Annotated in this window: 11 protein-coding genes; 5 read left to right on the top strand and 6 right to left on the bottom strand. The window is 68.9% G+C overall.

The window, feature by feature from the left end:
* Positions 1-213: 213 nt before the first annotated feature.
* The gene (locus K8O92_31940) at positions 214-651 is read right to left on the bottom strand and encodes a hypothetical protein (protein ID UAK32254.1); all 438 of its coding nucleotides are present in this window, start codon (positions 649-651) and stop codon (positions 214-216) included.
* A gap of 317 nt (positions 652-968) precedes the next feature.
* Here K8O92_31940 and dnaE point away from each other — a divergent pair, with 317 nt between their 5' ends.
* A complete protein-coding gene (gene dnaE / locus K8O92_31935; protein UAK32253.1) occupies positions 969-4,517 on the top strand; it encodes a DNA polymerase III subunit alpha in 3,549 nt (1,182 codons plus the stop codon).
* Between the two features lie 79 nt (positions 4,518-4,596).
* Here dnaE and K8O92_31930 read toward each other — a convergent pair whose 3' ends face one another.
* Together K8O92_31930 and K8O92_31925 are read right to left on the bottom strand one after the other, a co-directional pair.
* Positions 4,597-5,793: an MFS transporter gene (locus K8O92_31930; GenBank protein UAK32252.1), complete on the bottom strand. Its 1,197-nt coding sequence runs from the start codon at positions 5,791-5,793 to the stop codon at positions 4,597-4,599.
* 81 nt (positions 5,794-5,874) lie between these two features.
* Positions 5,875-6,447, bottom strand: a complete 573-nt coding sequence (locus tag K8O92_31925; protein ID UAK32251.1) for a TetR/AcrR family transcriptional regulator — start codon at positions 6,445-6,447, stop codon at positions 5,875-5,877.
* A 163-nt stretch (positions 6,448-6,610) separates the two neighbouring features.
* Here K8O92_31925 and K8O92_31920 point away from each other — a divergent pair, with 163 nt between their 5' ends.
* On the top strand, positions 6,611-7,012 hold the full coding sequence (locus tag K8O92_31920; protein ID UAK32250.1) for a hypothetical protein: 402 nt from the start codon (positions 6,611-6,613) through the stop codon (positions 7,010-7,012).
* A gap of 5 nt (positions 7,013-7,017) precedes the next feature.
* Here K8O92_31920 and K8O92_31915 read toward each other — a convergent pair whose 3' ends face one another.
* The gene (locus K8O92_31915) at positions 7,018-7,635 is read right to left on the bottom strand and encodes a class I SAM-dependent methyltransferase (GenBank protein UAK32249.1); all 618 of its coding nucleotides are present in this window, start codon (positions 7,633-7,635) and stop codon (positions 7,018-7,020) included.
* Between the two features lie 209 nt (positions 7,636-7,844).
* Between K8O92_31915 and treZ the strand changes: the two genes are divergently transcribed.
* Together treZ and K8O92_31905 are read left to right on the top strand one after the other, a co-directional pair.
* Positions 7,845-9,584, top strand: a complete 1,740-nt coding sequence (gene treZ / locus K8O92_31910; GenBank protein ID UAK32248.1) for a malto-oligosyltrehalose trehalohydrolase — start codon at positions 7,845-7,847, stop codon at positions 9,582-9,584.
* A 113-nt stretch (positions 9,585-9,697) separates the two neighbouring features.
* Positions 9,698-10,948, top strand: coding sequence for a beta-lactamase family protein (locus tag K8O92_31905; protein ID UAK32247.1), 1,251 nt, complete (start codon positions 9,698-9,700; stop codon positions 10,946-10,948).
* 101 nt (positions 10,949-11,049) lie between these two features.
* On the opposite strand, the gene ilvA is transcribed toward K8O92_31905, so the two are convergent.
* Both ilvA and K8O92_31895 read right to left on the bottom strand, forming a co-directional pair.
* Positions 11,050-12,405, bottom strand: coding sequence for a threonine ammonia-lyase IlvA (gene ilvA, locus K8O92_31900; GenBank protein ID UAK32246.1), 1,356 nt, complete (start codon positions 12,403-12,405; stop codon positions 11,050-11,052).
* 75 nt (positions 12,406-12,480) lie between these two features.
* Entirely contained in the window at positions 12,481-12,915 is a 435-nt protein-coding gene (locus tag K8O92_31895; protein UAK32245.1) for a nitroreductase family deazaflavin-dependent oxidoreductase, read from the bottom strand.
* An 87-nt stretch (positions 12,916-13,002) separates the two neighbouring features.
* Here K8O92_31895 and K8O92_31890 point away from each other — a divergent pair, with 87 nt between their 5' ends.
* Positions 13,003-13,236, top strand: coding sequence for a hypothetical protein (locus K8O92_31890; protein UAK32244.1), 234 nt, complete (start codon positions 13,003-13,005; stop codon positions 13,234-13,236).
* Positions 13,237-13,254 lie beyond the last annotated feature (18 nt).

The following is a 13,254-nucleotide window of genomic DNA, read 5'->3' as shown; positions in this document are numbered from 1 at the left end:
CCGGCCCGAAACACCGGACCGCGGCGTCACCCGGGCGACGGTGCGGTCCGGTGGGTGGGGACCATGCCGGACGACCGTACCGACCGGGTGCTCTCGGTTGCCGGTGGGCGCGGTGCTGGATGGCACTGTCCGAGGCGGCCGGTGTAGCTGTCCCAGGCGATCGATGTGACTGCCCGAGACGGCCGGTGTAGAGGCCGGGCCGGGACGGCTGGCTCAGCCCTGGTACTGCGGCACCGTGAACTCCACGGTGCCGGGCGCCGGGAAGTGCGCCGCGCCGACGCCGACGGTAGCGGTGAACGTGCCGATGCCCGGCACGAACAGGGCGGAGTGGCCGCTGTTGCCCCAGTAGCCGGGACCTTGCGCGACCACCTTGAACGCCCCTTCCTGACCGGTCGCGACATTGCGCCAGTTCAGCGTGAGCGGCAGCGTGCACGGCCCGGCGCCGACCAGCGTCGCGCCCACGGTGAACGCCGCCTGGTTGGGGTAGGCGTTGCCGTTGACCGACATCTCCACCTGACCCACGCACGGCCCCTGCGCCAGGGTGTACACCGTGGCGAAGGCGGCTGGGGCCGCCGCCGCCGGAGCGGCCGTCGCGACCAGGGCGGCCACCGCCGTCGCGGGAACCATCAACAGCGCTGTCGTCGAATGCATCGACACCTCCACGAATCGGGAAAGTTCTTGTCTGTCACGCTCATCCGTCCCGTCAAGCGTCCGACATCGCCGTGGGGGAGGGAAGCAGAGCCTACCGCCGCGCCACGGCCGACGTTCGGTGTTCCGGCATTCGGCGCGATTGCAACACTCGCGGAAATCGGCCGCTCCTCGGGCGAGTCGCCAGGACGCGCCGGTGGCCTGAGCAGCCGACACGCCGATGTCCGATCCGCACCCGCGTGCCGGTCAAGACCAGTCGGTGCGCACGCCTAGAATCGGTCCAGCCAACCCCCGTCGAGACCTTGGGAGGAAGGACCGTCTTGGCCGCCTCGTCCGGATCGTTCGTCCATCTGCACAACCACACCGAGTACTCCATGCTCGACGGTGCCGCCAAGATCTCGCCACTGTTCACCGAGGCGAAACGGCTGGGGATGAACGCGGTCGGGATGACCGACCACGGCAACATGTACGGCGCCTCCGAGTTCTACAACTCGGCCAAGAAGCACGACATCAAGCCGATCATCGGCATCGAGGCCTATATCGCGCCCGGCTCCCGGTTCGACACCAAGCGCGTCCAGTGGGGCGATCCCGGCCAGAAGGGCGACGACGTCTCCGGCTCGGGCGCCTACACGCACATGACCATGGTCGCCGAGAACGCGACCGGCCTGCGCAACCTGTTCAAGCTCTCCTCGCTGGCCTCCATCGAAGGCCAGCTCGGCAAGTGGGCGCGCATGGACGCGGAGATCATCGCCCAGTACGCCGAGGGCATCATCGCGACGACCGGCTGCCCCTCCGGCGAGGTGCAGACCCGCCTGCGCCTCGGTCACGAGCGGGAGGCGCTGGAGGCCGCCGCCAAGTGGCAGGAGATCTTCGGCAAGGAGAACTTCTTCCTCGAGGTCATGGACCACGGCCTGTCCATCGAGCGCCGGGTCCGCGAGGGCTTGCTGAACGTCGGCAAGCAGCTGGGCATTCCGGCGCTGGCCACCAACGACTGCCACTACGTCACCAAGGATCAGTCCGCCAACCACGAGGCGCTGCTGTGCGTGCAGACCGGCAAGACGCTGTCGGACCCCACCCGGTTCAAGTTCGACGGTGACGGCTACTACCTGAAGTCCGCCGAGGAGATGCGGGCGCTCTGGGACGCCGAGGTGCCCGGCGCGTGCGACAACACCGTGCTGATCGGCGAGCGGGTGCAGTCCTACGACGACGTGTGGGCCTTCAAGGACCGCATGCCGGTCTTCCCGGTGCCCGAGGGCGAGGATCAGGACTCCTGGCTGCGCAAAGAGGTCGACCGCGGTTTGGCCCGCCGGTTCCCCGGCGGCGTGCCCGAGGAGTACTACACCCGCGCCTACTTCGAGCTCGACGTCATCAAGCAGAAGGGCTTCCCCGCCTACTTCCTCGTCGTCGGCGACCTCGTCAAGCACGCGCGGGAGGTCGGCATCCGGGTCGGCCCCGGCCGTGGTTCCGCGGCCGGTTCGCTGGTGGCCTACGCGCTGGGCATCACCAACATCGACCCGCTGCCGCACGGCCTGCTGTTCGAGCGGTTCCTCAACCCGGAACGCCCGTCCGCGCCCGATATCGATATCGACTTCGACGATCGCCGCCGCGGTGAGATGGTCCGCTACGCCACCGAGAAGTGGGGCACCGACCGGGTCGCCCAGGTGATCACCTTCGGCACCATCAAAACCAAGGCCGCGATCAAGGACTCCGCGCGCGTCCAGTTCGGCCAGCCCGGCTTCGCCATCGCCGACCAGATCTCCAAGGCGCTCCCGCCGCCGATCATGGCCAAGGACATCCCGCTGTCGGGCATCATGGACCCCGACCACGAGCGGTACAAGGAGGCCGCCGAGGTTCGTGAGCTCATCGGCAACAACCCGGACGTGGCCAAGATCTACGAGACCGCACGCGGCCTCGAGGGCCTGATCCGCAACGCCGGTGTGCACGCCTGCGCGGTGATCATGTCCTCCGAGCCGTTGATGGACGCCATCCCCGTGTGGAAGCGGCCCCAGGACGGGGCGATCATCACCGGCTGGGACTACCCGTCCTGCGAGGCCATCGGCCTGCTGAAGATGGACTTCCTCGGCCTGCGCAACCTCACCGTGATCGGTGACGCGCTGGACAACATCAAGGCCAACCGCGGCATCGACCTGGACATGGACAACCTGCCGCTGGACGATCCCGCGACCTACGAATTGCTCTCGCGCGGTGACACGCTCGGCGTGTTCCAGCTCGACGGCGGCCCCATGCGCGATCTGCTGCGCCGCATGCAGCCCACCGGCTTCAACGACATCGTCGCCGTGCTCGCGCTGTACCGGCCCGGCCCGATGGGCATGAACGCGCACAACGACTACGCCGACCGCAAGAACGGGCGGCAGCCGATCAAGCCGATCCACCCGGAGCTGGAGGAGCCGCTCGAGGACATCCTCGCCGAGACCTACGGCTTGATCGTCTACCAAGAGCAGATCATGTTCATCGCGCAGAAGGTCGCCTCCTACTCGATGGGTAAGGCCGACGCGCTGCGCAAGGCCATGGGTAAGAAGAAGCTCGAGGTGCTCGAGGCCGAGTACAAGGGCTTCCACGAGGGCATGACCGCCAACGGCTTCTCCGAGGCCGCGGTGAAGGCGCTGTGGGACACCATCCTTCCGTTCGCCGGCTACGCGTTCAACAAGTCGCACGCCGCGGGCTACGGCCTCGTCTCGTTCTGGACCGCCTACCTCAAGGCCAACTACCCGGCCGAATACATGGCGGGCCTGCTCACCTCCGTGGGCGACGACAAGGACAAGGCCGCGGTCTACCTCTCCGACTGCCGCCGTCTCGGCATCACCGTGCTGCCGCCGGACGTCAACGAGTCCGAGCAGAACTTCGCCTCCGTGGGCAAGGACATCCGCTTCGGTCTCGGCGCGGTGCGCAATGTCGGCGCGAACGTCGTCGCCTCGATCATCCAGGCACGCAAGGAGAAATCGAAGTTCACCGATTTCTCCGACTACCTGAACAAGATCGACGCGATCGCCGCGAGCAAGAAGGTCACCGAATCACTCATCAAGGCAGGCGGTTTCGACTCCCTCGGTCATCCGCGCAAGGGCCTGATGCTGATCCACTCCGACGCCATCGATGCCGTGATGGCCACCAAGAAGGCCGAGGCGATCGGTCAATTCGACCTGTTCGGCGGCTTGGACGCGGACGAGTCGGTGACTTCGGTTTTCAACGTGAAGGTGCCCGACGAGGAGTGGGAGTCCAAGCACCGCCTCGCGCTGGAGCGGGAGATGCTCGGCCTGTACGTCTCCGGGCACCCGCTCAACGGCGTCGAGCACGTGCTCGCGGCCCAAGCCGACACGCAGATCCCCGCCATCCTCGAAGGCGACATCAAAGACGGCACCCAGGTGACCGTCGGCGGCATCCTGGCGTCGGTGAACCGGCGTATCAACAAGAACGGCCTGGCCTGGGCTTCGGCGCAGCTGGAAGACCTCACCGGTGGCATCGAGGTGCTGTTCTTCCCGCAGGCGTACTCGGTGTACGGGATGGACGTGGTCGAGGACGCCGTGGTGCTGATCAAGGCGCGCGTCTCGGTCCGCGACGACCGGATCTCGTTGATCGCCAACGATCTGGCCGTCCCCGACCTGTCCGCCGTCGGCGTAGCCAAGCCGCTCGCGGTCACCGTCACCACCCGGATGTGCACACCGGACAAGATCGGCGAACTCAAGCGGGTCTTGTCCAGGCACCCCGGCACGTCGGATGTCCATATCCGGCATGTCGGCGCCCGGGACAAGACCACGCTGCTGAAACTCGACGACCGCCTGCGAGTCTCACCGTCCTCCGCCCTGATGGGCGACCTCAAGGCCCTCCTCGGCCCCGGCTGCCTGGCCGGCTGAGCGACGGGTTTCCCACAACAGCGGCCCTGCACCCGATCCGCGCATCGTCGGGTGAGGGCCGCTGCCACTGTGCGAAGAGTTACCCTGCCACGTCGGCCAGTGCCGGGGCAGGTGCGGCGGTCGACGCTCGCATCGCCTGCTTGCGGTGCAGGGCGTGGCTGCACGCGACGACACCTAGCGCGGCGATGCCGAGAACCACGCCGATCCAGGCGACCGCGTCGTAACCGAGGCCCGCGCCGATGGCCAGGCCCCCGAGCCAGGGGCCTGCGGTGATGCCGACGTTGAACGAGGAGATGTTCGTGGCTCCCGCCAGGGTGGGCGCGTCGCCCGCGAGGGTGAAGACGCGGCTGTTCAAGGTCGGGTTGATGCCGAAACCGAAGGCGCCCAACAGGAATGACAGCACGACGACGGGAGCGGTGTATTCCGCCGTGAGGGCGAGCAGTGCCGAGGTGAGCACGCCTCCGGTAATGCCGACGTACAGGCTGGTCAGCGGATGGGTGTCGGCGGTGCGCCCACCGATCGCGATGCCGAGGAAGGCGCCGAGGCCGTAGATACCGAGCACCACCGGAATCCAGCCCTCGGCCATGCCGGTCGTGTCCGACAGCAAGGCGCCGAGGTAGGCGAAGGTGACCATCAGGGCGGCGATGGCCAGCGCGGTGGTGGCGTAGGACAGCCAGAGTTCGGGACGCAGCATCGTGCGCAGCTCGGTACGCAGTCGCGGCGTGGCAGGGCGTCCGCCGGGGATCTTCGCCAGCACTCCGACCGTCGCGGCCGCCGACAGCAGTGCGACTGCCCAGAACGCCGCCCGCCAGCCCCATTGCTGTCCGATCACGGTGCCCGCGGGGAGTCCGACGAGGATGGCCAAGGTCAGCCCGCCCGCGATGATGCTCATCGCCTTGCCCCGTGCGGTGGGCGGCACCAGGCTGATCGCCGTAGTCGCGGCCATCGCCCAGAATCCGGCGTAGACGAACGCGCCGACCACCCTGGTCGCGAACAGGACCCAGTAGTTCGAGGTGAGCGCGCCGATCACATGGGTGCCGACGAACACCGCGAGGAAGGCGAGCAGCGCGGTGCGCCGCGACCAGCGCAGCGTCGAAACCGCCAGCACCGGCGCGCCCACCAGCATGCCCAGCGCGAACGCCGAGATGAGCAGGCCCGCGCGCGGCACGGATACGCCCAGGTCCCCGGCCATTTCGGTGAGCAGGCCCGCGAGCATCAGCTCCGAGGTGCCTTGGGCGAAGATCGAAAGACCCAGGACATAGATCGCCACGGGCATCGGTACCTCCTTGTTTTGTACTGAACTATACAAAATGAGGGCGCGGCAAGTTCGCCGTCGGATGAAACAGGCTCGGGCGACTCAGAGCGCGTCGAGCGCGGTGGTCGCGATGGCGGCCAGCGTCTCGCGATCCGCGCCGCCGCGTGCGGCCACCCGCATGCCGCCGATGGTGGCGATCACGAAGTGGGCCAGAGTGGACGGATTCTTGTCCGGTGCGATCTCGCCCGCGCGCCTGCCCGCTTCGAACACGTCCGTCAGCACCGCGAGCCGTCGCTCGTGGTCGGCGGCGAGGACGGCGGCCAGTTCGGGGTCGTGCGGGGCCAGTTCGATCGTCGAGTTGACCACGAGGCAGCCGCGCGGGTCCTCGTCCGGGGCCTCGACGATCTGCCACAGCAGTGCGCGGATCTTGGCCCGCACCTCCGTCCGGCTGTCGAGCAGGTCGAACGTCGCGGCGTTCTTGGTCGCCATGTAGTGCCGCAGGGCGCGCCCGAACAGGTCGCGCTTGCTGGTGAAGGTGTTGTAGATGCTGCTGCGGCCCAGTCCGGTCGCGGCGCAGAGGTCCTCGGTGGAGGTCGCCTCGTATCCGGCGCGCCAGAACGCGCGCATCGCCGCGTCCACCGCGCGGTCCTCGTCGAACAATCTGGGTCGTGCCACGGATTCAGGCTAGCACAGTTTTGAACAGATCATTCCAATAAGTGTCGGATGCGAACGCTGCCTGCGCTTCTGTCGATCTCCAAGCGGCTGTTAAGCATTCGACAGGCGGGTTCGCCGACAGTTCTGGGACAAGGTCGTCCACTCGAGAAGAACGAGGAACATCATGCAAGCCATACTCCGCAGTCTGCGTCTGCTCGTAGTCGGCGTGACCGTGCTCGCGGCGTCGTCGGCCGTCGCGGCGATCGGTGCGGGCGCGGCGAACGCGGGCTCGGTCTACGAGATAAAGTTCGCGCCGGGCAGCGATCGCGCGTCGGTCGACGGCGCGGTGGTCCGCGGCGACGCCGACACCTTCGCGTTCGAGGCGCGGGCCGGGCAGACGCTGATCACCGAGCTCACCTCGGTCGAGGGCAACGCGCGGTTCACCACCACCGCCCCGGGCGGAAGCGTCCTGTGCCTCGAGGAGACCTGGAGCCGGATCGCTCTGCCGCGCACCGGCTACTACGCCATCTCGGTGGCGCCGAGCCGCGGCAACGCCACCTACACCCTGTCGGTGCGCATCATCTGATCCCGTCAAGGCGAGACCGCGACCCCGAGCGTCTGGGCGACCAGGAAGCGGGGGGCGTCCTCCCCGTAGAACGACTCGGCCTCGCGGATCTCGAAACCGGCGGTTGTCACCAGGGCGCGAATATCGCGGTTGAGGTGGCAGCCGCCGAACAGTCGTTTCTGGACCGGATTCAGCCGGTTCTGCCACACCCGCACCTTGTCGTCCGGCGCCAGCCCGTGTTCGACGAAGTGCAGGGTTCCGCCGGGAACGAGCACCCGGCGCACCTCGGCGAGCGCGGCGGCGATGTCGGGGATGGTGCACATGGTCCACGTCGACAGGGCGCAGTCGAAGGTGCTGTCGGCGAAGGGCAGCGCCTGTCCGTCCAGCCCGGCCCGCTCGATGGGCACGGTGGCCGCGGCGACTCGTTCGCCAGCCAGTCGCCAGCCGAGATCGGCGGGCTCGACCGCGCTCACCGCCGCGACCGCCGCCGGGTAGAACGGCACATTCCGTCCCGAGCCGAAACCGAGTTCCACGACCCGTCCGTGCAGCCCGGCGCACACCCGCTCGCGCAGCGGGTCGTTGACCCGCATCCCGCAGGCCACGTTGACGATGCGCGGTAGGACGTGCTCGGCGTAGACACCCACGCCTCCACTCTGGCAGGGATCGCCCGTTCCGGCCAGGACCCCACGGCCACAGCCGGTCGGCCTCGGCCCTTGATCCGGTCACAGTGGTCGCGCGGACGAATGAAGGGACTGCGGGCAGTTGGTCGCGCGGCCGGGAGCGCGCAGGCCGTTGTCTCCGAGGCAGGTGTCGCTATCCGGCGGGCCGGGCGCGCCCGTGCGATGCTGGCTCGGTGAGTGTGTTCGAGGTGTGGGCACCGCGGCCCGAGGCGGTGCGACTGGATCTGGAGGGTGTCGTCCACTCGATGACGCGGTCGCCGGACGGGTGGTGGCGCACCGACGTACCGGCCGCGAAGGGGGCCAGATACGGGTTCCTGCTCGACGACGACCCGACAGTGCTGCCCGATCCCCGCTCGCCGCGCCAGCCCGACGGGGTGCACGCCCGCTCGGCGCTGCACACCCTCGATCCGGCGGCGTGGACCGACGCGGGGTGGACCGGCCGTCCGCAGGCCGGGGCGGTCTACTACGAACTGCACATCGGAACCTTCACCCCGGGGGGCACCTTCGACGCCGCGATCGAGCGGCTCGACCATCTCGTCGCGCTGGGCGTCACCGTGGTCGAGGTCATGCCGGTGAACGCCTTCGACGGCACGCACAACTGGGGCTACGACGGCGTGCTCTGGTACGCGGTGCAGGAAAGCTACGGCGGGCCCGACGGCCTGCAACGGTTCGTGAACGCCTGCCATATCCGTGGTCTGGCGGTGTGCCTGGACGTCGTCTACAACCATCTCGGCCCGTCCGGCAACTACCTGCCACGTTTCGCGCCGTACCTGACCGAGGGTCGCAACACCTGGGGGCCGAGCCTCAACCTCGACGGTCCGCAGTCCGATCACGTGCGCAGGTACATCCTCGACAACGCCTTGCGATGGCTGCGCGAGTTCCACGTCGACGCGCTGCGCCTGGACGCGGTGCACGCCCTCGTCGACCGCACGGCCACGCACCTGCTGGCCGAACTCGCCGTCGAGACCGAGCGTCTCGCCACCCACGTGCGCAGGCCGCTGACGCTGATCGCGGAAAGCGATCTCAACGATCCGAAGCTGATCACCCCGCGCGCGGCCGGTGGGTACGGCCTGACCGCCCAGTGGAACGACGACCTGCACCACGCCGTGCACACCGCCGTCTCCGGCGAGCGGCAGGGCTATTACGCCGATTTCGGTTCGCTGCGCTGCCTGGCGCGGACGTTGAAGCACGGGTTCTTCCACGCCGCAACGTATTCCAGCTTCCGTGGCCGCACGCACGGCCGAGCGATCGATCGCGGTCTCATCCCCGGTAGCGCGCTGCTGGCCTACACCTGTGACCACGACCAGATCGGCAACCGCGCGCTCGGCGACCGGCCCAGCGCCTACCTGACCGACGGCCAGCTGGCGGTCAAAGCAGCCCTCGTGCTGTGCGGGCCGTTCACGCCGATGCTGTTCATGGGGGAGGAGTGGGGCGCGCACACGCCGTTCCAGTTCTTCACCTCGCACACCGACCCGGAGGTCGCCGCCGCCACCGCATCCGGGCGCAAGAAGGAGTTCGCTGCCCACGGCTGGTCCGAGGGCGAGGTGCCCGACCCGCAGGACGTGAAGACGTTCCTGCGCTCCAAGCTCGACTGGACCGAACCGGACGAGCCGGAACACGCGCGGCTGCTGTCGTGCTATCGCGCCCTGCTGGCACTGCGCCGCGACCGGGCGGAGCTCAGCGACCCATGGATGACCCACGTTTCGGTGGACTACGACGAGGCGGCGCGGTGGATCGTCGTGCACCGGGGCACGCTGGCACTGGTGTGCAACCTCGGCGAGGACCCGGTGGCCGTCCCGATCGCGGGCATCCCGCTGCTGTCCTGGGAATCCCCGACGATCGGCCCTTCCGCCACAACCGTTCCCGGCCACTCGTTCGCCCTGCTGGAGACGGCGCTGCCCGGCAGGCGCTGAGAGCGTGGAATCCCAGCTCCGGGCCGCCTTTCGGGCGTTTTCCGGATAACGGGCGTACAACTGTCCGAGACAGGTACTTTGCCGGAATCGTCCCGTGCGATTACCGTGGAGAGATGAGCAACGTCGCTTCCGGGGACCTCGCGGTTCTCCCCCCGGGAATGGGTGGCAGCGCAGCCGCCGAATTCGCACCGTTCGTGCGCGCTTTCGCACGGGCGTTCGGTACTCGTAGGGGTGCGGGGGCGGCGTTCACGCTGCACAGGCACGGAGAGCCGCTGGTGGACATCTGGGTCGGCTCCGGTGGTGACGTTCCGTGGACCAGGGACACCGGCACGATCATCTTCTCGGCCACCAAGGGAATCGCCGCCACCGTCGTGCACCGCCTCGCAGACCGCGGGTTGCTCGACTATTCCGCTCCGGTCGCGGAGTACTGGCCGGAATTCGGCGCCAACGGCAAGCGCAAGATCACCGTTCGCCAGCTGCTGACCCATCGGGCGGGGCTGTCCGCCCTGGCTCCGATCGCGACCGGCGGCCTGGCCGACGTGCTGGACCACGAGCTCATGGAGCAGCGCCTGGCCGCGGCGAAGCCCGACCGTTCGCTCGGCGTGCCCACCTACCACGCGCTTACCTTCGGCTGGCTGATCGGTGGCCTGGCCCGCTCGATCACCGGTACCAGTCTGGCGGAACTGATCCGCACCGAGGTCGCCGAGCCGCTGGGCATCGACGGCCTGCATCTGGGCAGGCCGCCCGCCGGTGCGGCGCTCACCTACGCGCCGCTGGCCGGCACCCAGCTGAGCATGCTCGGAAGGCCGCTCGGCGCGGCGGTTCTGGGCCGTAGCCACAAGATTCCCGGCGCGCTCGGCGCCGCCACCCGCTGCCTGTTCCTGCCCGGTCTGGAAGCCATTCTCGAGGGCGTCAGCCCGCCGATCCTGGACACCGAACTCGGTGCGGGCAACGGTGTGGCCACCGCGCCCGCGCTGGCCACGATGTACGGCGCGCTCGCGGGCGACGGCACCGTGGCCGACCGCAGGTATCTCGGCCGCCACACCATGAAGGCCCTGCGCCGTGTCGAGACCTATCAGCCCGACCGCGCGCTGTTCTACCTGCCGATGATGTGGCGACTGGGCTACCACTCGCTGCCGATGCCGGGCGCGCACGCCGGGTTCGGGCACATCGGGCTCGGCGGCTCCTTCGGCTGGGCCGAACCCCGCTTGGGCCTGTCGGTCGGCTTCGTGCACAACCGGCTCTCCGCCGCGCAGCTCAGCTACGACCAGTCGGCGGCGTTCTGGCTGTTGCCGCTCATGCTGAACTGCCTGCGCGCGTCCCGCCGCCGGATACCTTCGACCCAGACGCGCAAGGCCGCCTGACCTGCCGGGCGGTTCCGGTGCCCGGGAGCCATTCGGGCCGCCCAGGCCGGCTCGTTCGGACCGGAACCGGAGCGCGGGGCCGCTGGTAGCCGTCGTCCGGCTCAGGTCAGGTAACGGTAGGCAGGCGAATCGGGTTCGAGGCGCTCGCACTGGATCGGCGAATGGCGCATCCGTCCCAGCAACGGCCCCAGCCCGTCCGGCGCGCCGAGTTCGATGCCGACCAGCGCGGCTCCCGTCTCCCGGTTGTTGCGCTTGACGTACTCGAACAGCGTGATGTCGTCGTCGGGACCGAGCACCTCGTTGAGGAAACGGCGCAGCGCGCCGGGTTCCTGCGGGAAGTCCACCAGGAAGTAGTGCTTGAGACCGCGGTGGACGAGCGAGCGCTCGATGATCTCGCCGTAGCGGGACACGTCGTTGTTGCCGCCGGACACCAGGCACACCACGGTGGAGCCCGGCTCCACGGTGATCTCCGCGAGCGCCGTCGTGGTGAGCGCGCCCGCGGGCTCGGCGATGATGCCCTCGTTCTGGTACAGGTCGAGCATGGTGGTGCAGATCGCGCCTTCGTCGACCTGCATCATCTGGAACGCGCCCGCGCCCCTGGGCGACTCGCTGATGGTCAGCAACGGCAGTGATGCGTGCGAGACCACTCGCCCGCCGAATCCGGACACCGCGGCATACGGCACGGCGCCGACCCGGCGCACCGCGGCGCCGTCAACGAACGGGTCGATCTCCGGCAGCGTGACCGGACCGCTCGCCACGAGGGCCGCGGTCATCGAGGCCGCGCCCGCAGGCTCCACACCCAGGATGGCGGTGCGCGGAGACCGCGCGCGCAGGTAGGTGCCGATACCGGCCAGGCAGCCGCCGCCGCCCACCGGCACGATCACCAGGTCGGGAGTGGCGCCGAGCTGTTCCAGGATCTCCGCGGCGATGGTGCCCTGACCCGCCGCGGTGCGCGCGTCGTCGAACGGCGGCACCATCGTCGCGCCGCTGCGCTGCACGTCGGCGGCGGCCGCCGCGGCGGCGGCGTCGTAGGTCTCGCCGACCGCGATCAATTCCACGAACTCGCCACCGTGCACCCGGATGCGATCACGCTTCTGCTTCGGCGTCGTGGTCGGCACGTAGATACGTCCCTTGATCCCCATCGCCTGACACGCGAACGCGACGCCCTGCGCGTGGTTGCCCGCGCTGGCCGCCACCACGCCGGCGGCGCGTTCGTCCTCGGTCAGCTGCACCACCAGGTTGTAGGCGCCGCGCAGCTTGTAGGAGCGGACCGGGCTGAGATCCTCGCGCTTGAGATAGACCTCCGCCCCGGTCAGCGTGGACAGCCGCTCGCTGCGCTGAAGCGGGGTCGGGTCGATGACGTCGGCAATTCGCTTGGCGGCAGCATCGATCTCGTCCGCGGTGAGCGCAGGGCGAGAAGCGGACAGTGCGTCGAGGACATCAAGCGGATTGGACACCCGAAATATGCTGCCACCTGCCGCGGCGGCGAGCTGCGGCGGGTGGCAGTGACACGCGGGCCACCTGCGTAGGAGCTACCTGGGCGTGAGGACGAAGACGGGGATCTGACGGTCGGTTTTCGTCTGGTACTCCGCGTAGTCCGGCCATACCTGGACCGCTCGCTCCCACCACTGAGCTTTCTCCTCGCCGAAGACCTCGCGCGCGGTGTAGTCCTTGCTGACCGCGCCGTCGCGCAGTTCGACGTGCGGTTCGGCCTTGATGTTGTAGTACCAGACCGGGTGCTTGGGCGCGCCGCCCAGCGAAGCGACCACCGCGTACTCGCCGTCGTGCTCCACCCGCATCAGCGGCGTCTTGCGCAGCTTGCCGGTCTTCGCGCCCTTGGTGGTGAGCAGGATGATGGGCTTGCCCAGTAACGTCGCGCCCTCGGCGCCGCCGGAGTTCTCGTACTTCTCGGCTTGCTCACGGGCCCAGTCCGATGTGCTCGGTTCGTATTCACCTGTCAGTGGCATGTCTGCCGCAACGCCGCGGCGATCCTGCGTGTTCCCGGCGAGAAAAGTTCGCTGGCCCGAACTTCGGAATCCGACTACCCTGAGCAAATGGCGGTCGTTCACTCCTCGGCCCGCGGCGCCACGATCGACATCGCAGGCAGCGCGTGGCCGGTATACAAGCTCGACGCACTGGTCATCGGGCTGGGGACCTGCCTCGTCCTGGCTCTGATCACCGGATCGCTGCAGCTGGCGGTGCTCGTCGCGGCCGCGCTCGGTGCGGCGCGCTGGCTGATCGGGCTGGGCTCCGCCCGGCGCGACGAGCCGGGCCCGCGGCGCGCGTAGCGATCGCGACCAGCGCTT

Origin of the sequence: Nocardia asteroides (genome assembly GCA_019930625.1) — a bacterium.
Taxonomy (GTDB): domain Bacteria; phylum Actinomycetota; class Actinomycetes; order Mycobacteriales; family Mycobacteriaceae; genus Nocardia; species Nocardia sputi.
This window is presented reverse-complemented; position numbering and strand designations above follow the sequence as displayed.